Annotated in this window: 23 protein-coding genes; 9 read left to right on the top strand and 14 right to left on the bottom strand. The window is 68.4% G+C overall.

Annotated features, from left to right (window positions below; all coding sequences use genetic code 11):
• Positions 1-16 precede the first annotated feature (16 nt).
• Positions 17-1,024: an Acg family FMN-binding oxidoreductase gene (locus tag SREC43747_RS0110790; RefSeq protein WP_160173011.1), complete on the bottom strand. Its 1,008-nt coding sequence runs from the start codon at positions 1,022-1,024 to the stop codon at positions 17-19.
• Positions 1,025-1,775: 751 nt separating this feature from the next.
• Between SREC43747_RS0110790 and SREC43747_RS0110785 the strand changes: the two genes are divergently transcribed.
• The 3 genes from SREC43747_RS0110785 to SREC43747_RS0110775 all read left to right on the top strand — a co-directional run bounded on the left by SREC43747_RS0110785 (position 1,776) and on the right by SREC43747_RS0110775 (position 4,498).
• Positions 1,776-2,288, top strand: coding sequence for a hypothetical protein (locus tag SREC43747_RS0110785; protein WP_029721257.1), 513 nt, complete (start codon positions 1,776-1,778; stop codon positions 2,286-2,288).
• Positions 2,289-2,373: 85 nt separating this feature from the next.
• The gene (locus SREC43747_RS0110780; protein ID WP_029721256.1) at positions 2,374-4,200 is read left to right on the top strand and encodes a transketolase; all 1,827 of its coding nucleotides are present in this window, start codon (positions 2,374-2,376) and stop codon (positions 4,198-4,200) included.
• 100 nt (positions 4,201-4,300) lie between these two features.
• On the top strand, positions 4,301-4,498 hold the full coding sequence (locus tag SREC43747_RS0110775; protein WP_029721255.1) for a DUF2795 domain-containing protein: 198 nt from the start codon (positions 4,301-4,303) through the stop codon (positions 4,496-4,498).
• 16 nt (positions 4,499-4,514) lie between these two features.
• Here the strand turns inward: SREC43747_RS0110775 and SREC43747_RS0110770 are convergent, their stop codons facing one another.
• The 9 genes from SREC43747_RS0110770 to SREC43747_RS0110730 form a co-directional block, all read right to left on the bottom strand.
• A complete protein-coding gene (locus tag SREC43747_RS0110770) occupies positions 4,515-4,793 on the bottom strand; it encodes a DUF3040 domain-containing protein (RefSeq protein WP_081722527.1) in 279 nt (92 codons plus the stop codon).
• A 166-nt stretch (positions 4,794-4,959) separates the two neighbouring features.
• Positions 4,960-5,982: an MBL fold metallo-hydrolase gene (locus tag SREC43747_RS0110765; protein WP_029721253.1), complete on the bottom strand. Its 1,023-nt coding sequence runs from the start codon at positions 5,980-5,982 to the stop codon at positions 4,960-4,962.
• Between the two features lie 173 nt (positions 5,983-6,155).
• A complete protein-coding gene (locus tag SREC43747_RS0110760; RefSeq protein WP_029721252.1) occupies positions 6,156-7,919 on the bottom strand; it encodes an acetyl/propionyl/methylcrotonyl-CoA carboxylase subunit alpha in 1,764 nt (587 codons plus the stop codon).
• A gap of 62 nt (positions 7,920-7,981) precedes the next feature.
• Positions 7,982-8,242: an acyl-CoA carboxylase subunit epsilon gene (locus tag SREC43747_RS0110755; protein WP_029721251.1), complete on the bottom strand. Its 261-nt coding sequence runs from the start codon at positions 8,240-8,242 to the stop codon at positions 7,982-7,984.
• Positions 8,243-8,291: 49 nt separating this feature from the next.
• Positions 8,292-9,932: an acyl-CoA carboxylase subunit beta gene (locus SREC43747_RS0110750; protein WP_029721250.1), complete on the bottom strand. Its 1,641-nt coding sequence runs from the start codon at positions 9,930-9,932 to the stop codon at positions 8,292-8,294.
• A gap of 228 nt (positions 9,933-10,160) precedes the next feature.
• Complete coding sequence (locus SREC43747_RS0110745; protein WP_029721249.1) at positions 10,161-11,375, bottom strand: TetR/AcrR family transcriptional regulator; 1,215 nt, start codon at positions 11,373-11,375, stop codon at positions 10,161-10,163.
• A gap of 102 nt (positions 11,376-11,477) precedes the next feature.
• On the bottom strand, positions 11,478-13,022 hold the full coding sequence (locus SREC43747_RS0110740) for an acyl--CoA ligase family protein (protein WP_029721248.1): 1,545 nt from the start codon (positions 13,020-13,022) through the stop codon (positions 11,478-11,480).
• A gap of 97 nt (positions 13,023-13,119) precedes the next feature.
• Positions 13,120-13,638, bottom strand: a complete 519-nt coding sequence (locus SREC43747_RS0110735) for an XdhC family protein (RefSeq protein WP_029721247.1) — start codon at positions 13,636-13,638, stop codon at positions 13,120-13,122.
• A 29-nt stretch (positions 13,639-13,667) separates the two neighbouring features.
• Complete coding sequence (locus SREC43747_RS0110730; protein ID WP_029721245.1) at positions 13,668-14,288, bottom strand: class I SAM-dependent methyltransferase; 621 nt, start codon at positions 14,286-14,288, stop codon at positions 13,668-13,670.
• A 217-nt stretch (positions 14,289-14,505) separates the two neighbouring features.
• On the opposite strand from SREC43747_RS0110730, the gene SREC43747_RS0110725 reads away from it, so the two are divergent.
• Positions 14,506-17,013 (top strand): ATP-dependent Clp protease ATP-binding subunit, encoded by a 2,508-nt coding sequence (locus SREC43747_RS0110725; RefSeq protein WP_029721244.1) that lies wholly within the window; start codon positions 14,506-14,508, stop codon positions 17,011-17,013.
• Between the two features lie 121 nt (positions 17,014-17,134).
• On the opposite strand, the gene SREC43747_RS0110720 is transcribed toward SREC43747_RS0110725, so the two are convergent.
• A complete protein-coding gene (locus SREC43747_RS0110720; RefSeq protein WP_029721243.1) occupies positions 17,135-17,491 on the bottom strand; it encodes an arsenate reductase family protein in 357 nt (118 codons plus the stop codon).
• A 179-nt stretch (positions 17,492-17,670) separates the two neighbouring features.
• On the opposite strand from SREC43747_RS0110720, the gene SREC43747_RS0110715 reads away from it, so the two are divergent.
• Positions 17,671-17,937, top strand: coding sequence for a DUF3040 domain-containing protein (locus tag SREC43747_RS0110715; RefSeq protein ID WP_029721242.1), 267 nt, complete (start codon positions 17,671-17,673; stop codon positions 17,935-17,937).
• 30 nt (positions 17,938-17,967) lie between these two features.
• Here SREC43747_RS0110715 and SREC43747_RS0110710 read toward each other — a convergent pair whose 3' ends face one another.
• Positions 17,968-18,942 (bottom strand): aldo/keto reductase, encoded by a 975-nt coding sequence (locus tag SREC43747_RS0110710; protein ID WP_029721241.1) that lies wholly within the window; start codon positions 18,940-18,942, stop codon positions 17,968-17,970.
• A gap of 100 nt (positions 18,943-19,042) precedes the next feature.
• Here SREC43747_RS0110710 and SREC43747_RS0110705 point away from each other — a divergent pair, with 100 nt between their 5' ends.
• Entirely contained in the window at positions 19,043-19,951 is a 909-nt protein-coding gene (locus tag SREC43747_RS0110705; protein ID WP_269077832.1) for an NAD(P)-dependent oxidoreductase, read from the top strand.
• 16 nt (positions 19,952-19,967) lie between these two features.
• Here SREC43747_RS0110705 and SREC43747_RS0110700 read toward each other — a convergent pair whose 3' ends face one another.
• Positions 19,968-21,812 (bottom strand): bifunctional sugar phosphate isomerase/epimerase/4-hydroxyphenylpyruvate dioxygenase family protein, encoded by a 1,845-nt coding sequence (locus SREC43747_RS0110700; RefSeq protein ID WP_029721239.1) that lies wholly within the window; start codon positions 21,810-21,812, stop codon positions 19,968-19,970.
• A complete protein-coding gene (locus SREC43747_RS0110695; protein ID WP_029721279.1) occupies positions 21,796-22,683 on the bottom strand; it encodes a shikimate dehydrogenase in 888 nt (295 codons plus the stop codon). The genes SREC43747_RS0110700 and SREC43747_RS0110695 overlap by 17 nt, the downstream gene beginning before the upstream one ends.
• A gap of 111 nt (positions 22,684-22,794) precedes the next feature.
• On the opposite strand from SREC43747_RS0110695, the gene SREC43747_RS0110690 reads away from it, so the two are divergent.
• The 3 genes from SREC43747_RS0110690 (at position 22,795) to SREC43747_RS0110680 (ending at position 26,000) form a co-directional block, all read left to right on the top strand.
• Positions 22,795-23,442, top strand: a complete 648-nt coding sequence (locus SREC43747_RS0110690; RefSeq protein WP_029721238.1) for a TetR/AcrR family transcriptional regulator — start codon at positions 22,795-22,797, stop codon at positions 23,440-23,442.
• Positions 23,443-23,554: 112 nt separating this feature from the next.
• Positions 23,555-24,889, top strand: a complete 1,335-nt coding sequence (locus SREC43747_RS0110685) for an MFS transporter (RefSeq protein ID WP_029721237.1) — start codon at positions 23,555-23,557, stop codon at positions 24,887-24,889.
• A 232-nt stretch (positions 24,890-25,121) separates the two neighbouring features.
• Positions 25,122-26,000, top strand: coding sequence for a spermidine synthase (locus tag SREC43747_RS0110680; RefSeq protein ID WP_029721236.1), 879 nt, complete (start codon positions 25,122-25,124; stop codon positions 25,998-26,000).
• The last annotated feature ends 343 nt before the right edge of the window (positions 26,001-26,343 follow it).

The raw sequence follows: 26,343 nt of genomic DNA, 5'->3' as shown, positions 1-26,343 counted from the left end.
GGCGCGGGCCGCTGGCTCAGGGTCCGGAGTCCAACCACTGGGCCAGCGTCCGAGGAGAGCTGCTGGCCGGGTACCCGAGCCGCATCAGCAGCTGCGGGATGCCCCGGATGCCCAAGGCCTGCCGCAGCCCGTACCGGAACTCCGGCAGCCGCAGCGGCTGGGTGGTCACCGAACCGACGAGCCCCAGCCTGGTGGCTTCCAACCAGACCCGTTCCACCGCTTCGCCCGCCTGCAACTGGTCCCGGCGGCTGTCGTCGAGGGTGCTGAAGATCAGCACTTCTTCGGTTTCCAAGCAAGCGGCCAGTTCGTCGTCGGCCGGCACCTGGGTGACCGGGCGGGCCATGCCCAGCGCAGAGATCCCGTCTCGGGGGAGCACGGCTTCCGGCATGCCTTCCAAGCTCAGCGCGCCGGTGATGTGGCCCTGCAGCTCGGCCTGGTAGTGGTGGTCCTCCTGGTTGGCCTCCGCGGCTTGGACGAGGATGTTGGCCAACTTGCTGCGCTCCTCACCGCCTTCCACCCAGGTGGCGGGGATGACGGAGGCGGCCAGGATCGCCGTCTTGGCCAGCTGCGGAATCGGCCTTTCGGAGAACGCCTTGCGGTAGCTCCTCCGCTCGGACACCGCCCGCCAGCGCTCCCGGTCCAGCACGGTCGGGGGGCGGCGGTGGGTCGCTTCCACCACGGCCACGTAACTGCCGTCTTCGGCGTCGACCGCCCAGCGGACTTCCGGGGCCCATCCCAGTCCGCGGAACGCGACGGTGAGGTTGGCGACCGCTGCACCGCAGGAGATCCGCAGATCACGTCCCTCCGGGTCCTGGTATTCGAGCCTGCTGGCGGGGTCCAGGCGCAGCGCCACCGACCGTCCGGAGAACTGCAGCAGCCACGGTTTGGTGTTGTGCACGGACGGAGCGCGCTGCACGACCTCCTCCAGCAAGACCATTTCCCGTGGAGTCCACTCGTTCCCGCTCACCGCGGTCTCGTTCGTCTCGAGCTTCACTCCGGTCTCGCCTCGGCTAGCGCTGTCCAACTCGCCCTCCATTCCGCAGCGATTACCGGTTCCACGGTGCTGCGGTGGTGGAAGATCTTGCAGAGACCAAAGTCCCAACTCCCGGTGGGCAGCGCTGGATCCCTCCCGCAAGTTTCAACCGGCGGTTCCGAGGAGTTAACCGAGAAGAGGATTCAGGTTCTCCGGGAGGTAGGCGCGGCGTCGTCCCCGCCGACGCGGAGCAGCTCAGCCCGAGCCGACCACCACCGGTTCCGCCGCGTTCCGGGCCGGCGGGGTGAGCTTCATCAATCGAAAACCGGTGCTGCGAACCTCGAGCGCGGAGCCCGGAGCGATGGATGCGCGATCGCTTATCGGAGGCTCAACCGGCGGCGCGTCTCGCGGATCGGCCCAGCGCGCAGCGCGCCCAGCCGGTCGAGTTAACGCGGGCGAGTGATAACAGGCACATAGCAAGCACACCTCGACGAGGAGCACGGCATGATCTGCCACTGAGCCGGGCAGAAGCCCCGGTCCAGTTGATCATACTCTTGGAACTCTCCCGTTGTGGAACCGATACGTTCCGGGCTGTACGCCGTGGGACCGGGTGGCGTACTTTTTCGGTATGCACTGCTCCTCCCCGGCGAACTCGCACTGCGCCAGCATTCCAGCCCGCCTTCAAGTCCACAGTAGACGACGAAGGTGAGGGACCCCGGCCAGGAGTCCGGACGGCGAAGTTGGCAAGATACGGCTCTCGGGTGATGCACTCGCAGTAGATGCGGACGGAGGACAAGATCAGGTGAACGCCCAAACCGCTCAAGTAGACGACCTGCGCCTCATCGCGTTGCCCAGCGCGGTGAACTGCACCGAGATGTTCGTCCGGTTTGCGCTCACCGAGTGGTCGCTCACTTCGTTGATCGATGAAGCCAGCAACCTGGCTGCTCAATTCGTCACCGCAGCAGTGGACAGCGCCGACTCGGACAAGCCCGGGTTCATCACGGTCCGGCTGCGCCTGAGCGGCGAGAGCCTGATCATCGAAGTCGAGGACGAGCAAGGCACCGAAGCCCCAGCGCTTTCGCCGAACCTCGCGGACGGCCGGTGCGGGTCGACCACGCTGCAGAGCGGAGGCACGCTGGTCTGGTGCGAGCTGCAGCTGCCCGGAGGCGTGTCGGCGACCTCGGTACCGCTTCCCCGCCGATCCCCGAAGCGCAGCGCCCCGCCCGAACACCCGGCCGAGGAGACCGCCGAAATCGATCCGGAAGTCATCCAGCGCCTGCTCTCGGGACTCAGCAAGGCCGACCCGAAGCACTGATCTCGAGCCGGTCCGTCCTTTGTAGAGCTCGCCAGCGGCGGGCGCTGCAGGTTTCAGGGTTCATGCGGGTGGGCATAACCGGAACATGGACCGCATGAGCTTCCGCCGGGAACTGGCCCAGCAACTGCGCGTGGACTCCATCCGCTGCAGCAGCAAAGCCGGGTCGGGGCACCCGACCTCGTCGATGTCCGCGGCAGACCTGCTGGCCGCCCTGCTGGACGGACATCTGCACTACGACTTCGACAACCCGGCAGACCCGCACAACGACCACCTGATCTTCTCCAAGGGGCACGCCTCCCCCTTGCTGTACTCCTGCCTGAAGGCTGCTGGCGCCATCAGCGACGAAGAGCTGTTGACCTACCGCCAGTTCGGCAGCCGCCTGGAAGGGCACCCCACCCCAGAGCTGCCGTGGGTCGATGTCGCCACTGGTTCGCTGGGGCAAGGGCTGCCGATCGGCGTGGGCATCGCCCTGGCTGCCCGCCGGCTGGACCAGCTGCCCTACCGGGTGTGGGTGCTGTGCGGGGACAGCGAAATGGCCGAGGGGTCGGTCTGGGAAGCTCTCGAACACGCCGGGCACGAGCAGCTGGGCAACCTGATCGCCCTGGTGGACGTGAACCGGCTCGGCCAGACCACCGAAACCATGCACGGCTGGAACCTGGACTCGTACGCCAAGCGCGCTCAAGCGGCCGGCTGGCACACCCTGGAGCTCGACGGTCACGATCCGGAACAGATCGAAAACGCTCTGCAGAAAGCGACCAACAACAACCAGCAACCGGTGATGCTGCTCGCCACCACCAAGAAGGGCTACGGGGTGGCCGAGGTCGAAGACCAGCTGGGCAAGCACGGAAAACCACTGCCGGACGCCGAATCGGCGATCAAGGAATTGGGCGGGCCGCGCGACCTGCAGGTGACCGTCTCCCGTCCCGACCAGCGAGGACAACCGCACCGGTTCCAGACCACCGGTGGCGAACGCCCCGCCTTCGAAGTGGGCAGCGAGGTCGCCACCCGCAAAGCCTACGGGCAGGCCCTGCGGATGCTGGGGGACCAGCGGGGAGACGTGGTCGCCCTCGACGGGGAAGTGTCCAACTCCACGTTCTCCGAGATGTTCCGGGAAGCGCACCCGGACCGCTACTTCGAGATGTACATCAGCGAGCAGCAAATGGTGGCTGCCGCCATCGGCATGCAGGTGCGCGGGTGGAAGCCGTTCGCCTCCACGTTCGCAGCGTTCTTCTCCCGCGCCTACGACTTCGTGCGGATGGCTGCGGTCAGCCGAGCCGACATCCGTCTGGCGGGCTCGCACGCCGGAGTGGCCATCGGCGAGGACGGGCCTTCGCAGATGGGCCTGGAAGACCTGGCTTCCCTGCGCGCCGTGCACGGCAGCACCGTGCTGTACCCCAGCGATGCCAACCAGACCGTCCGGCTGGTGGAGGCCATGGTCGACCGGGAGGGCGTCAGCTACATACGGACGAACCGGGGAGCCACCCCCGTCATATACGGTCCGGACGAGGAGTTCCCGATCGGCGGCTCCCGAGTGGTCCGGGACGGTTCGGACATCACCCTGGTCGGGGCGGGCATAACGCTGCACGAAGCGTTGAAGGCCGCTCGAGAACTGGCTTCGGAGGGAATCCAAGCCCGCGTGATCGACCTGTACTCGATCAAACCGATCGACACCGAAACCCTGGTCCAAGCGGCCAGGCAGACCCGCGGCCTGGTCACCGCGGAAGACCACTGGCCGGAAGGCGGTCTCGGCGAGGCAGTGCTCAGCGGCTTGGCCTCCGCCGGGGTGCAGGCCCCGGTCAAAACCCTGGCGGTGCGCCGGATGCCCACCTCCGGCAAGCCCGCGGAGCTGCTCCACCACGCCGGCATCGACGCGGAGGCGATCGCCAACGCGGCTCGCCAGCTCGCCGCCTGATGACCGCCGACCGGTCGCACGGCACCACCCGTAAGTGTGGTTTGGAGCGCACGGGGGTACCCGCTAGCGGGTGAAGCTGTTAGGAGGCGGTGGACGAGCGATGTCTGCACCCGACCGAGGAGAACTGCTCAGGTACCTCTACCACATCAACTACCCGGCCACGAAGCAGGAGATCTGCCGGCAGTGCGCGCAGCTGGGCGCCCCCGAACCGTACCTGACCAGGCTCGAAAGCATCCCGAACACCATCTACATCGAGCCGGACACCGTGCTGCAGGCGCTCCCCCATCTGACCGCTTGACCACCGTTCGCCCCGCCTAGGGGTGGGAAGTCCGGCGGAAGTGGTGAACGCTCACCGCGGCTCCAGCTGCGGTGAGCAACCCCAGCAGCACGCCAGCCGGAACCAGGTCAGCGGCCAGGAAGACCACAGCCAGTAGTCCACTCAGCACGAGCAGCACGGTGATCAGCAGCTTCTTGCGGCTGCTCACCCCTGGCCCGCTGCTCAACTGATCGAACTTGTCCGCCAGCCCGGGGTCCTGGGCGGTCAACGCATCCTCGATCTCGGCCAGTCTTTCCCGTTCAGGGCGACTAAGCATGATGGCGAGCTCCTACTGACGTCCCGCAATGACACCCACGAGGTACCCGACGCGATTGCCCTGCATGCAGACTGCGGAACCCCAGGGTCACACAGAAGTCGTCCCGCGAGAACACGACAACCCGGTGATTGGCAGATACTGAGAGTCACCTGCAGCTGGGCGTCGATCAGGGCAGGACGTAGCGCACCACGTCGTCCGCCGTCTCCTTGCGCAATCGGTTCCGCAGCACCAGCACGTCGAGGTGGGCCGCCGTCTCCAGCACCGCCAGCATCTGGTTGAACACGTCCAAGTCGCTGAACGGGCGGCCACGACGCGTCCAGGGCAAGGCGCGAGCAGCTTCGTACGCGGTGGCCGCACCACCGCGGACCGCGGTCTCGGTTTCGGCGAGCCGGTTCTCGTGGTGCTCCAGCAGCTCCGCCACCCGCTGGTGAACGCTGTCGGTGACCGGTCCGTGCGCCGGCAGCAGCCTCGCGTCCGGCAGCTGGTGGACCAGCTGCAGCGAGCTCAGGTAGTCCCGCAGCGGGGCGTCCCCCGGTTCCTGCTCGAAGCCGATCGACGGAGTGATGTGCGGCAGCACGTGATCACCGGCGAACAGCAGCCCGTTCTCCTGGTCGAGGAAGACCAGGTGCCCTTGGGTGTGGCCGGGGGTGGGCACCGCCCGCAGACGTCGATCGACCAGCTCGATCTCACCCGGGGCGGCGATCCAGTCGTCCGGTTCCTCCCAGAGGTGCTGCCGGCTGACCGGTTCCCGCGTGGCGACCAGTGCGTCGCGCACCGGTTTGGCACCGCAGAACCCGAGCAGCTCCTCCTGCTTGGCGAGCGGCACCCGGTCCGGTCGGCACAGCCCCCGGATGTTCGCCTGCTCGCCACGGCCGAGGGACACCCGCACGCCGAATTCGCGGCGCAACGCGACCGCTTGCGTGTAGTGATCGCGGTGCGCGTGCGTGACCAGGACGCGGCTGATGTCGGACAGCGCCGCGCCGATGTGGGCGAGCCCGGAGCGGAGTCGGTCGCGGGATTCCGGCAACGCCCAGCCGGCGTCGATCAGCACCAGCCGGTCCCCGTCCTCGATCGCGTAGACGTTGACCGCCCGCAACCCGTCGTTCGGCAGCGGTAGGGGAATGCGGTGCACTCCCGGAGCCACTCGGTGGGCTCCCGGCTCCAGCCAGTCGTGTCGCGAACCGCTCATCCGCCACCTCCCGGGCTGCCGCGCCGACGTTCGTCGTCTGCCTACCACATTCCATACCGACCGGTCAGTGTGTGGCGGCGATCAAGTGGCGGAAAGTTGTCTTCATCACTTTCCAGCGGTTGGCGGTGCCGGGAGACGCGCCTCGCGGGGCCCGTCTCCCGGCACCAGCGACTTCAGTCCTTCAACTCGCAGATGACCGCGCCTTGCGACACGGAGTCACCCTGCTTCACGGTCAAGCCGGTGACGGTGCCGTCCTTGTGCGCGTTGACCGGGTTCTCCATCTTCATCGCTTCCAGCACGGCGACCATGTCCCCGGCCTTGACCTGATCCCCTTCCGAGACCGCCACCTTGACCAGGGTGCCCTGCATCGGGGCGGTCACCGCGTCGCCGGAAGGGGCAGCCGCCTTCTTGCCGGCCGTCCGCTTGCGCGGCTTGGCCTTGGCCGGCGCGGCAGCGCTGGCCGCCGCGAATTCGGCCGGCAAGCTGACCTCCAGCCGACGGCCGCCGACCTCGACCACGATGGTCTGCCGGGGCTCCGGCTCCTCCGCCTCCGCCCCGCCGGAGAAGGGTTCGATGTTGTTCTCGAACTCGGTCTCGATCCACCTGGTGTGCACGGTGAATCCGTCAGCACCGGTGAACGCCGGGTCCTCGACGACGGTGCGGTGGAACGGCAGAACGGTGGCGATCCCCTCGACCACCATTTCGGCCAGCGCGCGTCGAGCGCGTTCCAAGGCCTGCTCCCGGTCGGCACCGGTGACGATCAGCTTCGCCAGCATCGAGTCGAACTGGCCGCCGACCACGGTTCCGGTCTCCACGCCGGAATCCACCCGGACGCCCGGTCCCTGCGGGGGCTCGAAGCGGGTGATGGTGCCCGGGGTCGGCAGGAAGTTGCGGCCGGCGTCCTCACCGTTGATGCGGAATTCGAAGGAGTGGCCCCGCGGCTCCGGGTCTTCGGTGAGCTGCAGCTCTTCCCCGGCGGCGATCCGGAACTGCTCGCGCACCAGGTCCAGCCCGGTGGTCTCCTCGGTGACCGGGTGCTCCACCTGCAACCGCGTGTTGACCTCGAGGAAGGAGATGGTGCCGTCCTGGCCCACCAGGAACTCGACGGTGCCCGCCCCGTAGTAGCCGGCCTCCCGGCAGATCGACCGGGCGGCTTCGTGGATGGTCTTGCGCTGCTCCTCGGTCAAGAACGGGGCCGGTGCTTCCTCGACCAGCTTCTGGTGCCGCCGCTGCAGCGAGCAGTCCCGGGTGCCCGCGACGATGACGTTGCCGTGCTTGTCGGCCAGCACCTGGGCTTCCACGTGCCGGGGGCGGTCCAGGTAGCGCTCCACGAAGCACTCTCCCCGGCCGAAGGCGCTCTCCGCCTCGCGCACCGCGGAGGCGTACAGCTCGGGGATCTCCTCGAGAGTGCGGGCGACCTTCAGGCCGCGCCCACCACCGCCGAAAGCTGCCTTGATCGCGACCGGAAGGCCGTGCTTCTCGGCGAAGGCCACGACCTCGTCCGCTCCGGACACCGGGTCCTTGGTGCCGGGCACCAGCGGCGCTCCCGCCCGGGTCGCGATGTGCCGCGCGGTGACCTTGTCCCCCAGATCGCGGATCGCTTCCGGGGAGGGGCCGATCCAGATCAGCCCGGCGTCCAGCACCGCTTGGGCGAAGTCCGCGTTCTCCGACAGGAAGCCGTAGCCGGGGTGCACCGCGTCCGCGCCGGACTTCTCGGCGATCTCGATGATCTTCGGAATGTTCAGGTAGCTCTCGCCGGGAGTGCTGCCACCCAAGGCGAACGCCTCATCGGCCAGCCGGACGAACGGCGCGTTCGCGTCCGGTTCCGCGTACACGGCCACGCTGGCGATGCGCGCGTCGCGGCAAGCGCGGATCACCCGCACCGCGATTTCACCGCGATTGGCGACCAGTACCTTGCTGATCGGCGTCACGTCCACAGTGGTCAACTCCCTCTATTGTCCGGCGCGACGCCGGTTCTGGACGGTTTACGCATCTGTTCTCAGGCTGGGAAGCTCGAAGCACGCCAGGCGTGCGGGCCGGGGCGCAACGGCCGGCGGCCGGCCGGGTACCGCAGCGCGGTTTCCGGAGCGCCCCAGAGGGACATCGGTTGTTCGGACTGCTGCGCAGCTGCGCTCCTGGCCGCGGCCAGCCCGGTCAGCACCGCGGTCACCGCGGCGAGCTCGGCCTCATCAGGATTGCCGCGAACGATCCGCAGCGCCGGGCGACCGGTGCCGGTCACCTCGTCCGAGTCCTGGCTCATCGTTGCCTCCTCCGGCCTGCGCGGCACTTCGCAGCCGCACTCACCGTTGTCACAGCGGGATGTTGCCGTGCTTCTTCGCGGGCAGGCTGGCGCGCTTGTTGCTCAGCATGCGGAGCGCGCGGGCGATGTGGCCGCGGGTGTGCGACGGCGGGATCACCGAGTCCACGTATCCGCGCTCGGCTGCCACGTACGGGTTGCACAGCGTGTCCTCGTACTCCTGCTGCAGCTTGGCCCGCAGCGCCTCGACGTCCTCGCCGTCCTCGGCTGCCTTGGCCAGCTGGCGGCGGTAGAGGATGTTGACCGCGCCCTGCGCACCCATCACCGCGACCTGCGCCGTCGGCCAGGCCAGGTTGACGTCCGCCCCCAGGTGCTTGGAACCCATCACGTCGTAAGCACCGCCGTACGCCTTGCGGGTGATGACCGTGACCAGCGGGACGGTGGCCTCCGCGTAGGCGTACAGCAGCTTGGCGCCGCGCCGGATGATGCCGTTCCACTCCTGGCCGGTGCCGGGCAGGAAACCGGGGACGTCCACGAAGGTCAGCACCGGGATGTTGAACGCGTCGCAGGTGCGCACGAACCTGGCGGCCTTCTCGCTGGCGTCGATGTCCAACGTCCCGGCCAATTGGGTGGGCTGGTTGGCGACCACGCCGACGGAACGACCCTCGACGCGCCCGAAGCCGACGATGATGTTCGGCGCGAACAGCGAGCTGACCTCCAAGAAGTCGCCGTCGTCCACGACCCGGGTGATCACCTCGCGCATGTCGTAGGGCTGGTTCGGCGAGTCCGGGACTATGGTGTCCAGCTCCTTGTCGGACTCGGTGACCGAGTCGGCGATCGACCCGTTGACGGCCTCGCTGCCCGGGAAGACCGGTGGTTCGGACAGGTTGTTGCTGGGCAAGTAGGACAGCAGGTCCTTGACGTAGGTGATGGCGTCTTCCTCGTCGGCCGCCAAGTAGTGCGCGTTGCCGGAGCGCTCGTTGTGGGTGCGCGCACCGCCGAGCTCTTCGAAGGTCACGTCCTCACCGGTGACGGTCTTGATGACGTCCGGACCGGTGATGAACATGTGCGAGGTCTTGTCCACCATGACCGTGAAGTCGGTGATGGCCGGCGAGTACACCGCACCACCCGCGCACGGCCCCATGATCAGGGAGATCTGCGGGATGACTCCGGAAGCGTGGGTGTTGCGCTTGAAAATCTCGGCGTACAGGCCGAGCGCGACCACGCCTTCCTGGATCCGGGCGCCGCCGGAGTCGTTGATGCCGATCAAGGGGCAACCGGTCTTCAGCGCCAGGTCCATGACCTTGACGATCTTCTCCCCGAAGACTTCGCCGAGCGAACCGCCGAAGACGGTGAAGTCCTGCGAGAAGACGCACACCTGGCGGCCGTCGATGGTGCCGTACCCGGTGACGACCCCGTCGCCGTAAGGACGGTTCTGCTCCATCCCGAAGTTCGTGGACCGGTGCCGCGCGTGCTCGTCGAGCTCCACGAAGGATCCCGGGTCCAGCAGCATGTCGATACGTTCGCGAGCGGTCTTCTTGCCCTTCTCGTGCTGCTTGGCCACCGCTCGCGCCGAGCCGGCGTGCACCGCCTCGTGGTTGCGCCGGTACAGATCCGCCAGCTTGCCCGCCGTGGTGTGGATGTCGGGCTCCTCCGCCGGAGGCTGACCGACCGGCTCCGTCGCGCTGCTCATGCCACCAACCTGTCCTTCTGCTGATTCGGCTGTCCGCCAGTCGATGACGCAGCCCCGCCCGGGACGCGAACGCCGGTGTGCGGCACCCCCGATGATGATGAGCGATCCCAGGCAGACTTCGTCGCAGGGGGAGGCTAGCCTCCCCGGTACCGGGCGTCAATTGTCAAGTGACGCCGCAATAGGCAAGATACGCCAACCCGCAGTTTGCGTGTTAGGGACATCCAAGAATTAAGTGAATTGCCGATAGCGCTTGCCGGGATCGCTTTCCAGCATCAGCGCAGCGCCGACCCGCAGCAGCGCCTCCACGTCCCGGACCGCCCCGGTGCGGGCCATGTCGTTGGCCACCGTCAAAGCGGCCTGCACCAGCACCCGGGAGCTCAGCGGGTCCAGCTCCGGACGGGCCTCGCACAGCAGTCCCACCCACTCGGCCACGTACGCGTGCTGGGTCTGCCTGGCCCGGTGCCGCTCGGCGTCCGGCAGGTGGATGACCTCGCTGACCAGGATGTCGATGAACCCGCCGTGGTCGAAGGCGAAACCGATGTAGGAGCGCAGCAGCTCCCGCAGCGCCTCGTCAGCGGGCACGATGGTGGCCAGGATGCGTTCCAGCTCCACTTCGAGCCAAGCCGAGCCGCGCGTGACCACCGCGCTGAGCAGTTCCTGCTTGCTGGAGAAGTAGTTGTACAGGCTCGGTCCGGCGATTCCCGCGGCCGCTCCCACGTCCTCCGTGGTGACCCTGGTGTAACCGCGCTCGGAGAAGAGCCGGGTGGCCGCCGACAGCAGCAGCCTGCGCCGGGAGGCGCGGCTGGCGAACAGCTCGGCCCGGAACTCCCCGCCCCGCTCCCCCGGCTGCTCGGTGAACCGGTGCGGAGGCTGCTGCCCGACCGCCACCACCATGGCCCGCAACAGCTCCTCGAACTGCTTGCGCGGCAACTCGACCTGGTGGTACGAGGGGCTGGTCAACGCGCTGAACATGCACCACGCCCGGAACCTGGCCTCTTCCGGCCCCAGTTCGGGGCGGAAGACCCGGGCCAGCTGGGCGAGCCCGCTGGCCACCTCCCGCAGCTTCGCCCGCAGCACGTCCCGCTGCTCCTCCGGCAGGTGCCTGGCCTCGCGCTGCCAGAGCACCCCGAGCTGCCGGTGCTCGAACGCTGCCGCGGCGAGCCCGGACACCACCTGGTCCAGATCGCACTCGGACACCGCAGCGGCGATCTCCCGGAACGGCTGCAGCTCGTCCAGCACTATCTGGTTGAGCAACTGCTGCTTGCCGGCGAAGTGCCGGTACAGCGCCGAAGAACCGACTCCCACTGCCCCGGCGATGTCGCTCATGCTCACCCGGGCGTAACCGAACTGGTAGAACAGGGCGGCCGCGGCCGCGGTGATCAGCGCACGGCGGTTTCGCGGCCGGGTGTTGCGCGCAGGCGGCCCGGCAGTGTTGGCCACCATGTGTGTCACCGCCTCCTGTCACGCCTGCTCGCCCGCAGCATACTGAGCGCTGCCGCCGCGGACAGCGCTGCCCGGGCGAGCGATCGACCACGGGTTTCCCGTTCAGTCGGCGAACTGCAGCTGCAGCTGCGCCGCCCGCTCGCGGAGCACGTTCTTCTGCAGCTTCCCCGTGGAGGTCTTGGGCAGGGAGGTGAAGAACACCCGCCGCGGCGCTTTGAACCCGGCGAGCCGTGCCCGGACGAACTCGGTCAACTCGTCGGCTTCCAGCCGAGCGCCCTCCCGGAGCGCCACGTAAGCCACCGGCACCTCTCCCCACTTGGGGTGCGGCGCGCCGACCACAGCGGCCTCCAGCACGTCCGGGTGCTCGGTCAGGACGTTTTCCACCTCGACCGACGTGATGTTCTCCCCACCGGAGATGATCACATCTTTGATCCGGTCGCGCAGCTCGACGTAGCCGTCCGGGTGTCGCACCCCGAGATCTCCGGTGCGGAACCAGCCGTCCAGCTCCGCCGCCGCGGTGGCGGCTTCGTCCCGGTAGTAACCGAGCATGACGTTGTTGCCGCGCAGCAGGATTTCCCCTTGGGTGCGGCCGTCCGCCGGGACGTCCTGCCCTTGCGGGTCCACCACCCGCAACGGCTCTGCGACCACGTTGGCGATGCCTTGCCGCGCGATCAACCGGGCTCGTTGCCGCTGACTGCGGTCGTCCCACTCCGGCTGCCACTCGCACACCACGGCCGGGCCGAAGGTCTCGGTCAATCCGTAGAGGTGCCGGACTTCGACGCCCAGCCGTTCCATCCGCTCCAGCAGAGCAGGCCAGGGAGGAGCACCACCGGTGAACGCAGTCACCTGGTGCTCGAGCGGACGGCTGGCCTCCGGGTGTTCGGCCAGCATCGCGAGCACCGTGGGAGCGGCGCAGAAGTGGCTGATCCGGTCCTGCCGGAGCATCCGCCACACCACCTCGGTGTCCACTTTGGGCAAGCAGTGGTGGGTGGCTCCAGCGGCCGTCACCGCCCAGGGGAAGCACCATCCGTTGGTGTGGAACATCGGCAGCGTCCACAGGTACCGCGAGCCGGGCCGGAGAGCCGCGTGGTAGGCCATCGCCAGGGCTTGCAGGTAGGCCCCGCGGTGGTGGTACATCACCCCTTTGGGACGACCAGTCGTGCCGCTGGTGTAGTTGATGGACAGCAGGGAGCGCTCGTCGGTGATTTCCCGCCGATGGCGGGGCGCCGCGGCCACCAGCCGGTCGTAGTTGACGGAGGAGATGATCTGCTGCCCGTCGGCGGCCTCGACCAGCAGCTCCCGGTGCTGCTCGTCCACGAGCACCAGCCGAGCACCGGAGTGCTCCAGGATGTACTGGATCTCCGCCGCGGCCAGTCGGGTGTTCAGCGTGACCAGCACGGCCCCGGCCAGCGGAACCCCGTAGTGCGCCTCCAGCAGCAGATGGGTGTTCGGCGCCAGCACCGCCACTCGATCACCGGGCTGCACACCGCGTTCGACGAGCGCGCCGGCCAGCCGCTGAGCGCGGTCCCAGAACTCCGCGTAGTCGTAGCGCAGATCGCCGTCCACCACCGCGGTCCGCTCGGCGAACACCGCAGCAGCTCGCTGGAGGAAGTTCACCGGGGCCAGTTCGCGGAAAGCCATGCTCATCGGCTGCTCCTCCCCGCCGGCTGCGCTCGTAACGCAACGCCGTCGTGCCGTTACGAGCTCCGCAATATAGCCAGCGAGCCGCGCCGAAGCGAGACCTTCACGCCTGGAATTCGAAACCGCCCGGCCGCCCGTTGCGGTCGGCCAGCAGTCCGGCCAGGGTGGCGATGGCGATCTCGGCCGGTGTCCGCGAGCCGATGTTCAGCCCGATCGGCCGGTGCACCCGGCTGATCTCCTCCTCGGGGACCCCTAGGTCGCGCAGCGCCGCCACGTGCGGAGCCGGGTGCCGCGGGTTCCCCATCACGCCCACCCAGCGGACGTCCTGGGCGAGCACGTCCCGAAGCAGCTCGCCCAGCTCCGGGCGGTGGTGATCGGTCACCACCACATCGGTATTGGCGTCCAGCTCGGGCACCGCCTGGAACACGGAATACCCGGCAGCGCGCGCTTGTTGGGCCCTTGCAGCATCCGGTTCGACAAGACAGCAGTCGAATTCCAGGTCCTGCGCGTAGCGCAACAAGCGCTCCGCCACTGGAGAAGCGAACACGGCGGCCAGCGCACGCCCTTCGGACCGGCCGGGGGCGGAACCGTGGGCAACAGCGCACGCGGGATCTTCTGCCATGCCGCTCAGTGTGCCAGCCGTGCCCCGCGTCAGCGGCGAACCGCCTTGGCCAACCAGGCCGGGGCTGCCACGACGGAACCGGAGGTGACCCCGAATGCCACCGCGCTCTCACCCCGCGCGATCGCGCGGTAGCTGCTGGACCGCACGTAGGCCAGTTCCCAGCCCTCGGCGAACGCCTCCCGGATCGCCGTGCTGGTGACCCGGGGCCCCAGCTGCGGCTCCGTGTCGGCCAGCGCCAACACGTGGACCACCGCCCCCGGGTTGCACAGTTCGGCCAGGTGCTGGACGTAGCGCCGGCGGTCGGGCGGTTCGAAGACGTGGAAGAGGGCGCTGTCGATGACCGTGTCGAAGCGTTCCCCGGACAGCTGGAACACGTCCGCCACCCGGAAGTCCGCCTGGGCTCCGCGCCGCCGCGCGTTCTGCTCGGCCAGCTCGATCGCCCGGGCGGAGAAGTCGATGCCGAGCACGGAGTACCCCTTCGTCGCGAGGTGGATCGTGTGCTCACCGGTACCGCACCCCGGGTCCAGCACCGCGCCGGAGATCTCCCCGGCCCGTTCCAGCTCGACCACCACCGGCTGCGGTTCCCCGATCACCCACGGAGGTCCTCCGTTGGCGTAGGCCGACTCGAACAGCGCCCGAACATCTTCCATGACCGCCCTCGGCTTCCTCTCGATCCCACCGGCGGCACCCGGCGTTCCTCCAACTGGAATCCCACGGTCGACCGGTCCGCAAGACGATCTTCCTGTGTCCTGAGTCACTGATCGTCAATCGCGGAATTAATTTTCCCCGACTAACGTTGATTGATAGCGGAAGACTCAAGTATGTAGTGGCTATGGCCAGCAACCACGGTCGCTAGGAGGGAAGTTGATGGCGACTTTCTTCGGACCTATCGGCCCGGGGCCTTTCGAGGAGTACTTCGCGCGCTTCTTCGGGGCGGACAGCGCCCGCCCCGGGGGACGGAGGATCGACATCACTGACTTGCTCACCGAACAAGCGCAGCAACTGCTGATCGCAGCGGCCCAGCACGCCCGGGAACGGGGACGCACCGAGCTGGACGCGCTGCACCTGCTGTGGGCCACCACCCAGCACAGCCCGACGCAGGAGATGCTGCGCCAGGCCGGTGTCGACGTGGACGGCTTCGCCAAGCGGATCGACGGACACCTGCCGCCGGCCAGCGGCTCCCAACCCGCTGAGCAGCAAGCGGTCACCCTGACCCCGGCTGCCCGCGCCGTCCTGGCCGACGCGCACCAGGTGGCCCGCGCACTGGGCTCCACCTACATCGGCCCGGACCACGTGCTGCTGGCCATGGCCGCCAACGTCGACTCCGAAGTCGGCCGGCTGCTGTCCTCGGTCGGGGCTTCGCCGGACCAGCTGCGGTCAGCTGCCCAGCGACCGCAGAGCGGGCAGACCACGGCCGGCAGCAACACCCCGACGCTGGACCAGTACGGCCACGACCTCACCGCGGCCGCCCGAGAAGGCCAGCTCGACCCGGTGATCGGCCGCGACCAGGAGATCGAGCAGACCATCGAGGTGCTGTCGCGCCGCACCAAGAACAACCCGGTCCTGGTCGGCGAGGCCGGTGTCGGCAAGACCGCCATCGTCGAGGGCCTCGCTCAGCGCATCGCCTCCGGCAAGGTCCCCGACGCGCTGGCCGGCAAGCGCGTGGTGCAGCTGGACCTCTCCGGCATGCTGGCGGGCACCCGGTACCGGGGTGACTTCGAAGAGCGGATGACCAAGGTCATCGGCGAGATCGCCGAGCACGAGGACGAGCTGATCGTCTTCATCGACGAGCTGCACACGGTGGTCGGCGCGGGCGGCGCCGAGGGCTCGGTGGACGCCGGCAACATGCTCAAGCCGCGGCTGGCCCGCGGGGAGCTGCACCTGGTCGGCGCGACCACGCTCGACGAGTACCGCAAGCACATCGAGAAGGACCCCGCGCTGGAGCGCCGGTTCCAACCGGTCCAGGTGCCCGAACCCAGCGTTCCGGACACCGTGCGGATCTTGAACGGGCTGCGCGAGCGGTTCGAGGAGCACCACAAGGTGCGCTACACCGACGAGGCGATCGAGGCCGCTGCCCGGCTGGCCGACCAGTACATCACCGACCGGTTCCTGCCGGACAAGGCGATCGACCTGATCGACCAGGCCGGTGCGCGCAAGCGGCTCAACGCGATGCCGGACTCGCGAGCTGCCGAACTGCGCCAGCAGATCGAGCAGCTGGAGAAGGAGAAGGACCAGGCGGTGGCCGCCGAGGACTACGAGAGGGCCTCGAAGCTGCGTGACCAGCTCAACAGCACGCACGAGGAGCTGGCCGGTTTGGGCGGCAGCACCGGCTCCGCGCCGGCCGGGGTCCTCGAGGTCGGCGAGACCGACATCGCCGAGGTCGTTTCCCGGAACACCGGCGTCCCGGTCAGCCGACTGACCGAAGCCGAGCGGGAACGGCTGCGCCGGCTGGAGGAAGAGCTGCACCGCAGGGTCGTCGGCCAGAAGGACGCGGTGCACGCGCTCGCCCGCGCCGTCCGCCGCTCCCGCAGCGGACTGGCGGACCCGAACCGGCCGCTGGGCAGCTTCCTGTTCCTCGGGCCCACCGGTGTCGGCAAGACCGAACTGGCCAAGGCGCTGGCCGAAGCGCTGTTCGGCGACGAGAAGCGGATCATCCGGCAGGACATGAGCGAGTTCCAGGAGCGGCACACCGCCAGCCGCCTGGTCGGTGCACCTCCTGGCTACGTCGGGCACGGCGAGGCCGGTGAGCTGACCGAAGCCGTCCGGCGGCAGCCCTACTCGGTGGTGCTGCTCGACGAGATCGAGAAGGCCCACCCGGACGTGTTCAACACGTTGCTGCAGGTGCTCGACGACGGGCGGCTGACCGACGGTCAGGGTCGGACCGTGGACTTCAGCAACACGGTGCTGATCATGACCAGCAACCTGGGCTCGGAGATCGTCTCGAGCAGCGGTGGCACGATCGGCTTCAAGACCGACGAGAACGAGTCGGGGGTCACCGAGCGCGTCATGGCGCGGCTCCGCGACGAGTTCCGGCCCGAGTTCCTCAACCGCATCACCGAGGTCATCGTGTTCCAGCGGCTGACCGAGGACGAGCTGCGCACGATCACCCGGATGCTGCTGGAGAAGACGGTGCAGCGGTTGCGGGAGAAGGACATCGAGGTCCAGTTCAGCCCGGAGGCCGTGAACTGGGTGGCCGAACGCGGCTACCAGCCGGAGTTCGGCGCCCGTCCGCTGCGCAGGGCCATCGAACGGCACGTCGACGACCGGATCAGCGACCTGCTGCTGGACGGCCGGCTGGAAGCCGGTTCCCGGTTGAAGGTCGGGGTCCGCGATGGCGACCTGGACTTCCAGGTGGTCGACCGCATCGCGGTCTGATCCTCCGGTCGAAGGGGGGAGGTTGCCCACTGGGGGCGGCCTCCCCCTCTTCTCTGCCCCGGTCCCTGCCGGGGCGGATCGGCTCGGGCCGACCGAGAACGCGCCGAACGGCGGACGTCGATCAGTCCAGCACCGAGCGAACCGCCTCCGGGGTGCGGGCGACCACGGCCGTCCCGTCGTCCGCGGTGATGATCGGCCGCTGGATGAGCTTGGGGTGAGCGGCGAGGGCCGCGATCCACTTCTGCCTGGACGCTTCGTCCCGCTCCCAGTTCTTCAACCCGAGCTCCTTGGCCTCGGGCTCGTTGAGCCGGGCGATGTCCCAGGGCTCCAGGCCGAGCCGCCGGAGCACCTGCTCGATCTCCTCCTCGGTCGGTGGTTCCTCGAGGTACCGGCGGACGGTGTACTCGGCTCCGGCTTCGTCCAGCATCGAAAGCGCGGACCGGCACTTCGAACAGCGGGGGTTGATCCAGATCTCCACTTCGCCTCCTGTGCTGCTCGCGGAGACAGCTGCCGACGACAGCAGCCCCCTCCGCTGCGAGTTACCTTGAGGCTAGGCGGGCCTGCGGCGCTCGCGTTGCTCGGGACTTAAGTCTTTTCCTCTTCGCCCGCCTCCCCTGCAACACTCGACTCGCGAGGGGACCTTCTGCGGAGGTGGCAATGCTGCCAAAGGACGAACGACGCCGCCTGAAGGAGATTGAAGACCAACTCGCTGGCGACGATCCTAAACTGGCCCAACGACTCTCCGGGGCGAACTCCATGCGACTGGCGTGGGCGCGCTTGAATCCGCGACTTGTGTTGGTCATCGCAACAGCCCTGCTGGCCCTGCTGTGCCTGGTGTTGGGAGAAGGAGCGGGTTTCTTCCTCGCCGGAGTGCTGGCGGTGATGATCTTCGTGTTCCGGAACTGGCGGGTCCAGTCCGAATAGTTCCGGGACACGAAGATCCTGCTTGGACGCTCAGGCGACCCCTTCTGGACTGGCTCCTTCGACGGGGACCCCATCGGCGACGATCCGTTCGATCCCGGCCAGGTCCTCCGAACTGAGTGTCAAATCAGCAGCAGCGAGACTGTTCTCGATGTTCCGCGAACTGCGCGCACCGACGATGGCCACGTGCACCCCGGGCTGGGCGAGCACCCAAGCGATGGCCAGTTGGCTGACCGACATCCCCCTTTCCCGGGCGAACTCCGACAGCCGGTCCACCACTGCGAGGTTGCGCCGCAGCTTCTCCCCCTGGAAGGCGGAGGCGTGCGCTCGCCAATCGGAGGGCTCGAACTGGACGTCGGGGGTGAGTCGTCCGGTCAGCAGCCCGCTGCCCAGCGGACTGTAGACGAGGACCCCGATGTTGTGCTCGCGGGCGTAGGGCAGGATTTCCTCTTCGATGCCGCGGCGGAACAGGTGGTAGGGCGGCTGCAGGGTTTCCACGGGCCGGATCCGTTCGAATTCGGCCATCTGACGGGCGTCGTAGTTGGAGACGCCGACGTGGCGGATCTTGCCCTCGTCCACCATCTCCTGGAGAGCTGAAGCGGTCTCCTCCGCAGGGGTGTTCGGGTCCGGCCAGTGCACCTGGTACAGGTCGATGTAGTCCAAGTCGAGCGCCCGCAGGCTCTCCTCCACGCCCTTGCGCAGCCAGCTCCGGCTGGCATCGCGAGGCCTGCTGCTGCCCGGGTTGATACCGCCCTTGGTGGCGATGACGATCTGGTCGCGGTTGTGCTTGAGCTCTTCGCGCAGCGCGTTGCCCAGGATCTGCTCCGACTTGCCGAAGCCGTACGCCTGCGCGGTGTCGAAGAAGTTCACCCCCAGTTCACGGGCGTGCCGGATGGCGTCCATGGCGGCCTTCTCGTCGAAGGACCCCCACTCCCCGCCGAGCTGCCAGGTTCCGAAAGCAATCCGGGAGACTTCCAGTCCCGTTCTCCCCAAGACCGTGTACCGCATGTCCCCATCACACCGCAGTTCCGCCCACCCCGCCAAACACCGTCCAAGGCGGCAGGGGAAGCTGAATCCGCAACACTCGTCGTGATCAACGATTATTGTGGTGGCTGTCGCGCAGCGTCCAGGACAGGAGTTGTTGATGACGACCATTGCCTTCCTCGGCACCGGGACCATGGGAGCGCCGATGGCCCGGCGCCTGCTCGGAGCGGGACACCAGGTGCGGGTCTGGAACCGGACCCGGGCCAAAGCCCAGCAGCTGGAGGCGAGCGGGGCCGCAGTCGCCGACAGCCCGGGCGAAGCTGCGCGGGGAGCGGATGTGCTGATCACGATGCTGCTGGACGCCGAGTCGACCGTCGCCGCCGGTAGCGCGGCAGCGGCCGAACTGGCCGACGACGCAGTCTGGGTGCAGATGGGCACCATCGGCGTCGACGGGATCGGCCAGGTGCTCGCCGCCGCCGGCGGGGCGACCGTGGTGGACGCACCGGTGCTGGGCACGAAAGGCCCGGCCGAACAAGGCAATCTGGTGGTCCTCGCTGCCGGACCGCATTCGGTGCGACCGCGGGTCCAACCGCTGTTCGACGTGCTCGGCAACCGGACGCTGTGGCTCGGCGAAGACGCAGCACGCGCAGCAGCGACCCGGCTGAAGCTGGCCGTCAACAACTGGGTCCTGGCGCTGAACAACGCCGTCGGTGAAACGATCGCCCTGGCCAGAGCACTGGGAACGGATCCGCAGCAGTTCTTGGAGGCGATCGAGGGAACCGGCGTGGACTCCCCCTACGCCCACCTCAAGGGCGCCGCGATCCTCAACGAGGACTACGCACCGTCGTTCTCGGTGTCCGCGGCCAGCAAGGACGCTCAGTTGATCAGCGCGGCGGTCGGGGAGGACGTTCGGCTGGACGCGGCCGAAGCGGTCCGCAACCGGCTGCAGCGGGCGGTGCACCTGGGGCACGGCGCGAAGGACATGGCAGCCGTCTACTTCGCTTCCACGGGAGAGGCCGGGAAGTCCCAATAGGACTGCCCGGCCCGGTTCAGCCCTCCGCTCTGCGCTGCCTGCGGTGCGCGGCCATCCGCACCGGCGCGTTCCCGATGCCATAACCGGAGTACCCGTCGATGCGTTGGACGACTTCGAAGAACACCCGGGAACCGAGCAGCTTGGTGTAGAAGTGCAGGTACTCCCCGTGCTCGTCGCGGTCGTAGAGGATCCCGTTGGCGCGCAAGCTGGCCAGCAGCTCGGCGGGCAAGGCGATGCGGGCGTCCAGGTCGTCGTAGTAGTTGTCCGGGATGCTCAACAGCGGCACGCCCCGCTCCCGCATCCGCTCAGCGGTGGCCACGGCATCGTCGGTGCGGAACGCCACGTGCTGCGGATCCCGCACGGCCGGTGCCCACTGCCCGCGCCGCACCAGGGTGCTGTCCAGCACGATGCGCACCGAGCCCGAGGGGTCTTCGACCGCGCGGCTGCGCGCCATGCCGAACGGCGCCGCGTACTCGGTGACCGGCTGCGCTCGCAGGCCGACCACCGAGCGGTAGAACAGGGCCGCTTCGTCGAAGTGGTCGAACGGCTGCGTCAACGCCACGTGGTCGATTCCGGTGAGCCCGGTTCCCGGCCTGGCGGGCTCGTCCACCGCGGCGAAGTCAGCGGTCCAGCTGTTGCTGTCCCCGGTCCCGGTCCGGCAGAAGAACACCGCGGTGCCGTCCGGGGCGGACACGGAGGACAGATCTGCCTCTTCGGGACCGCGTTCCCTGGGCAGCACCGGCGCTCCCATCACCTCGGCCCGTTGCGCGGACAGTCCCGGATCGGCGCTTTCCACCGCGAACGCGCTGATGGACGAGGTGGTCCCCGTTGACTCCGATGTGGACTCGTTGAGCAGGATTCGGGCCTCGCCCTGCTGCCACAGCTGCACCGGTTTGGTGCGGTGGTCGGCGGTGCGCCGGAATCCCATCCCGGACAGCACGGAAGCGATCCGCTGCCGGGTTTCCCGGTCGACGTCGAGCTCGGCGAAGGCGTAACCGCCCAGTTCCGGGGCCGGTGCCAGCCCGGCTGGCGGCAGCCCGAGCTGTTCTTCCAGCAACCGAAGGGACCGCATGGCGTCCACGGCGGCCGGTCGGGGGTCGGCTTGCCGGAACACGTCGTTGAAGACTTCCAGCGACAGCGGCCCCTGGTAACCGGTGGAGAGCACGTTCCCGACGAAGGTGGACAGGTCGAACTCCCCCTGTCCGGGGAAGAGCCGGTGGTGCCGGCTCCACTGCAGCACGTCCATGTCCAGTTTCGGGGCGTCGGCGAGCTGGAGGAAGAACAGCTTTTCGCCGGGGATGGTGCGGATCAGGGCCAGATCGCTCCGCCTGGACATGACGTGGAAGCTGTCCAGGCAGAGCCCCAGCGCGGGGTGGTCCGCGCTGCGGACGATGCGCCAGGAGTGCTGGTAGGTGTTGACGAACTTCCCCCAGGCGAGCGCTTCGTAGGCGATCCGCATGCCGCGGTCGGCGGCGCGGGACGCCAGCAGGTGGAGTTGCTCGGCGGCCAGTTCGTCGTCGTCGACGGCGTCCGCGGACACCGATGAGCAGACGAGCATGGTGCTCACCCCGAGCCGCTCCATGACCTCGAACTTGCGCTCCGCCCGTCGCAGGTTCGCGGCCAGCACGTCCGGCGGCACCGCTTCGAAGTCTCGGAACGGTTGGTAGAGGTCGATGGTCAGCCCCAAGTCGGCGCAGTACTGCCGGATTTCCTCGGGCGACAAGGCCGAGTTGATCAGATCGTTCTCGAACAGCTCCACCCCGTCGAAACCGGCCGCGGCGGCTGCCTCGAGCTTGTCCTCCAACGTGCCGGACAGGCACACCGTGGCGATGACGCGCCGGGGTTCACCCGTCAGCGACATGCGGTCCTCCCTGCTCGACGAGCACCTCGAAATGCTCGAGCATCCGTTCGGCGTCGGGTTCGACGCCGGTGAACAGCTGGAAAGCCTCCACGGCTTGGAACACGGCCATTCCGCCACCGTGCAGCACGCGGCAGCCGCGTTCGGCGGCCGCGTTGACCAGTTCGGTGCGCAGCGGCCGGTACACCACGTCGGCCACCCACAGCTGCGGGCGCAGCAGCTCGGCCGGCACGGGGCAGCCGGGGTGGGCGGCCATTCCGACGGGTGTTGCGTGCACCAGCCCGTCCGCCCAGTCCAGCGCTCCGCCGCATTCGTCCATCCCCCCGGCGGTGACCCGCTCGGCGCCGAAGAGCTCGCGCAGGCTCCCGGCCAAGTTCTCGGCCCGTTGCCGATCGATGTCCAAGATCTGCAGGACTCCGACCCCGAGGTTGAGCAGCGCGTAGCCGACCGCTGCCCCAGCTCCACCGGCACCGAGCAGCACCACCCGGTCCAGCGGGGCGCCGGGCAGTCCTCTGCTGAAGCTGCGGGCGAAACCGGACCAGTCGGTGTTGTGCCCGACGGCCTTGCCGTCGCGGAAGACCACGGTGTTGACCGCGCCGAGCGCCGCCGCGTCGGTGGACAGCTCGTCCAGATGCTCGATCACCAATTGCTTGCAGGGGTGGGTGATGTTGAGCCCGTCGTAGCCAGCGGTGCGCGCGATGCGCAGCAGTTCCCCGATCTCCTCGGCCGGACGGTCGAGTTCGTCCAGGTCCCACCGCCGGTAGAGGTAGCGCAAGCCGAGTTCGTCGGCTTCTCGTTCGTGCAGGGCCGGGCTCAGGGAAGGGCCGATGCCCGATCCGATCAGACCGATGAGGAAGCTTCGCTGGGTGTGCACGTGGACAGCTCCGATTAATGAACGAACTGGCGAGTTAATAGTAGGCAACCGATGGCCTCCGCAAAAGCCCGCCGATTACAGTTGGCCGCGAACCGACCTCGAAGGAGTCCAGTGGCAGCACCAGCATCCGAGAACGCCGGAAAGCAGCGGGACGCCGACCGGACCCGGGCCGAGATCCTCGACGCCGCCACCGAGGAATTCGCCGCCAAGGGGTACGCCGGTGCCCGAGTGGACGAGATCGCCGCGCGCACCAGCACCACCAAGCGGATGATCTACTACTACTTCGGCGGCAAAGAGCAGCTCTACCTGGCGGTTCTGGAGCGGGCCTACTCGGTCATCCGCGGCATGGAGAGCGACCTGGACGTCGACCGGCTGGAACCGACCGAAGCCGTGCGCAAGCTCGCCGAGCTGACCTTCGACCACCACGAGTCGCACCCCGACTTCCTCCGCCTGGTGAGCATCGAGAACATCCACCACGCCGAGCACCTGCGGAAGTCGCCGATGCTGCCGGAACTGGCCGGTCCCGCGCTCGACGTGCTCACCCGGATCCTCGAGCGCGGCCGTCAGACCGGAGTCTTCCGCGACGACGTGGACGCGCTGGACGTGCACATGCTGATCAGCTCGTTCTGCGTGTTCCGCACCGCCAACCGGCACACGTTCCAAGCCATCTTCGGCCGGGACATGCTCGCCGCGGAGAACCGGGAGCACTACCGGAAGATGCTCGGCGACATGCTGCTGGCGTATCTGACGAAGCGATGACCCGGCGGAAATTCGCCCTTGACAGATGCGACCACGGCAACACAGCCTCTAGGGACTAACTAGGTGGTTCATTGGTGCCACGGGTTCAGTGACGAACACCCTGGAGTTTGCAGTGACGGACACCCCGCCCGCCACACCGGCGCAGCCGAAGAAAGCCGCCGTCGCGGCCTGGATCGGGAGCGCGCTGGAGTACTACGACTTCTTCATCTACGGCACCGCAGCGGCCCTGGTCTTCAACGAGCTGTTCTTCCCCGCCACCTCGCCCGCAGCCGGAACTCTGCTGGCCCTGGCGACGTTCGGGGTCGGATACCTGGCCAGGCCGGTCGGTGCGTTCGTCCTCGGCCACATCGGAGACCGCTTCGGCCGCAAACGCGTCCTGGTGATGACCGTGCTGCTGATGGGCACGGTGACCACACTGGTCGGCTGCCTGCCGACCTACGACCAGATCGGCGTTGCCGCACCTGCTCTGCTGGTCGCCCTGCGCCTGCTGCAGGGCTTTTCCGCAGCAGGTGAACAGGCCGGAGCGAATTCGATGTCCTTGGAGCACGCCCCGGAGAACCGGCGGGCCTACTACACCAGCTTCACCCTCAGCGGCACCCAAGCCGGCCAGATCCTGGCCACCGCCGCTTTCCTCCCGGTGGCCGCGCTGCCCGAAGAGCAGTTGATGTCCTGGGGTTGGCGAGTGCCCTTCTGGTTCAGCGCGGTGGTCGTCGTGGTCGCCGTCGTCATCCGCAGCCGACTGGAAGAAACCCCGGTCTTCAAGCAGGACGTCACCGGGGACGAGCGCAGGCAGACTCCCCTCGTGGACCTGTTCCGCGACCACTGGAGCGACGTGCTCCGCGTGGTCGCGGCCTCGCTGATCGCATCGGTGAGCACCATCTTCACGGTGTACGCGCTCAGCTACGCGGTGAACACCATCGGTCTGGAGCGGACTCCGATCCTGTGGGTCGGCGTGCTGGCGAACATCGTGGCCCTGCTGGCCATCCCGCTGTTCGCCGCCCTGTCCGACCGGATCGGCCGCAAGCCGGTGTTCATCAGCGGCTCCCTGGGCTGCGCGGTGCTGATGTTCGGCTACCTGTGGTCGCTGTCCACGGGGAACTACCCGCTCATCTTCCTCACCGGGATCCTGCTGTTCGGCGTGGTCTACAGCGCCCCCAACGGGATCTGGCCCTCTTTCTACGGGGAGATGTTCAGCACCAAGGTGCGGCTGTCGGGAATGGCGATCGGCACGCAGATCGGTTTCACCCTCGCCGGTTTCGCCCCCTCCATCGCCACCGCCATCGGCAGCTCCGAAGCCGGCTGGATCGCCGTTTCCCTGTTCACCGCGGCCCTGTGCCTGCTGAACGTCATCGCGGTGGCCACTGGGAAGGAGACCTACCGGGTGCCGACGCGGCAGCTCGGCCGGAAGACCGCCCCGGACGCGGGCCCGACCGCTGCGGCGGCCTGATGAGCTGGAGCGTCGGGCCGGCGCCCCGGCCCGACGCCACGACCGGCGACAGCCCTTCCACCGACCAGGACTTCCGCTTCTCGGAACCGGCGCAGCGGACGACTCGCATGTGCCGAGAACCCCGCTGCACCGGGCGACCCACCCCAACTCCCCACCCGACCGGCTGCCGGCCACTCGGCCGGTATCTTTCCTGCTGCAGCAGGAAAGCAAGCCTGACCGATCGGGGGTACAGATGAGCGCTCGCTGGCTCCGTGAGCACATCCGGGACGACGTGGCCGACCTCTGGCACCTCCACGAGGTGCACTACGAAGGCGAGACACCGTTCCAGCGGGTGCTGGTGGCCCGCACCCGACTGGGCACGACCCTGTTCTGCGACGAGAACCCGCAAAGCGCTGAGATCGGCCAGCTGGCCTTCCACGAAGCGGAGCTCATCCCCGCGATGCTGCTCGCCGAGCGAGTCGAGCGGGTGCTGGTCATCGGCTGCAGCGAAGGAACCGTCTCGCAGATAGCCGTGCAGGCGGGGGTCCAGCACGTGGACCACGTCGACATCGATCCGGATTGCGTGCGGATCTGCGCCGAGCACCTCCCGTACGGTTTCACCCCGGAAGAAGTTCGCGACGCCGAGAGCGGCAACTCCCGGATCCGACTGCACTACATGGACGGTCTCGATTTCGTCCGCGAGGCACGCGGCACCGAAGACCGCTACGACGTCGTGGTGCTGGACCTTCCGGAAGAACAGGAAGATCCGCAAGTTCCGGTGAACGCGCTGTACGAGGAGCAGTTCCTGCGCGACTGCAAGGAGCTGCTCAACCCCGGCGGGGTGGTGAGCACCCACGTGAGCCGCCCGTACCTGAGCTTGCCGACCCCGGATTCGGTGGAGAGCTTCGTGCGGCCGTGGCGACGGTTCGGCGAGGTCTTCGGCACGCGGGTCTACTTCCGCTCCGACGAACAACCGTGGGGGACGATCATGCTGGGCCGCCGCGATCCCGTGCCGGACCCGGTGGAGCGGATGGTCAAGAAGCTGTCCGGGCTGCCCTACGCTCCCCGCACCATCGACGAGCCCGCCCTGGTGCGCAACACGATTCCGCCGAAGATCTTGCGGGAGAGCTGAACTCCTGCGACGCGACCGACGAGAGCGGGGCGAGCGCTCAGCGGCGGGCTCCCCGCTGCCCTCCCGGCCTGCGGGCGGACTGGACCGGACGCCGCGGCGCACCGGCCGTGCGGCTGCGGGAGTTGGCAGAGCTCGTCGGCCTCCCCCGCCTCTGCGGAGCGCGCTGATCACGCGCTTCCCCTCGCGGTTCGGCGGGCTGCCGCGCAGGACGCCGCCGCGGGGCGTCCGCGGCCGCCCGCTTGCGTCCAGCGCTCGAGACGGGAGCGTCGTCCTTCCGCGGCCGGTTCACCCAGGAATCGAAGGCCAGCAGTGCCAGCGCTGAGACTCCGAACAGGACCGCGAG

The organism is Saccharopolyspora rectivirgula DSM 43747, assembly GCF_000497205.1.
In the GTDB taxonomy this organism is placed as follows: domain Bacteria; phylum Actinomycetota; class Actinomycetes; order Mycobacteriales; family Pseudonocardiaceae; genus Saccharopolyspora; species Saccharopolyspora rectivirgula.
Note: the sequence above shows the minus strand (reverse complement) of the source record. Positions and strands in the feature narration are given on the sequence as shown.

Bases quoted from the DNA above. Each gene is read 5' to 3' on its own strand.
- SREC43747_RS0110780 (WP_029721256.1), top strand. From the start codon at position 2,374: ATGGACCGCATGAGCTTCCGCCGGGAACTGGCCCAGCAACTGCGCGTG.
- SREC43747_RS0110775 (WP_029721255.1), top strand. From the start codon at position 4,301: ATGTCTGCACCCGACCGAGGAGAACTGCTCAGGTACCTCTACCACATC.
- SREC43747_RS0110770 (WP_081722527.1), bottom strand. From the start codon at position 4,793: ATGCTTAGTCGCCCTGAACGGGAAAGACTGGCCGAGATCGAGGATGCG.
- SREC43747_RS0110765 (WP_029721253.1), bottom strand. From the start codon at position 5,982: ATGAGCGGTTCGCGACACGACTGGCTGGAGCCGGGAGCCCACCGAGTG.
- SREC43747_RS0110755 (WP_029721251.1), bottom strand. From the start codon at position 8,242: ATGAGCCAGGACTCGGACGAGGTGACCGGCACCGGTCGCCCGGCGCTG.
- SREC43747_RS0110750 (WP_029721250.1), bottom strand. From the start codon at position 9,932: ATGAGCAGCGCGACGGAGCCGGTCGGTCAGCCTCCGGCGGAGGAGCCC.
- SREC43747_RS0110745 (WP_029721249.1), bottom strand. From the start codon at position 11,375: ATGGTGGCCAACACTGCCGGGCCGCCTGCGCGCAACACCCGGCCGCGA.
- SREC43747_RS0110740 (WP_029721248.1), bottom strand. From the start codon at position 13,022: ATGAGCATGGCTTTCCGCGAACTGGCCCCGGTGAACTTCCTCCAGCGA.
- SREC43747_RS0110735 (WP_029721247.1), bottom strand. From the start codon at position 13,638: ATGGCAGAAGATCCCGCGTGCGCTGTTGCCCACGGTTCCGCCCCCGGC.
- SREC43747_RS0110730 (WP_029721245.1), bottom strand. From the start codon at position 14,288: ATGGAAGATGTTCGGGCGCTGTTCGAGTCGGCCTACGCCAACGGAGGA.
- SREC43747_RS0110725 (WP_029721244.1), top strand. From the start codon at position 14,506: ATGGCGACTTTCTTCGGACCTATCGGCCCGGGGCCTTTCGAGGAGTAC.
- SREC43747_RS0110715 (WP_029721242.1), top strand. From the start codon at position 17,671: ATGCTGCCAAAGGACGAACGACGCCGCCTGAAGGAGATTGAAGACCAA.
- SREC43747_RS0110710 (WP_029721241.1), bottom strand. From the start codon at position 18,942: ATGCGGTACACGGTCTTGGGGAGAACGGGACTGGAAGTCTCCCGGATT.
- SREC43747_RS0110700 (WP_029721239.1), bottom strand. From the start codon at position 21,812: ATGTCGCTGACGGGTGAACCCCGGCGCGTCATCGCCACGGTGTGCCTG.
- SREC43747_RS0110680 (WP_029721236.1), top strand. From the start codon at position 25,122: ATGAGCGCTCGCTGGCTCCGTGAGCACATCCGGGACGACGTGGCCGAC.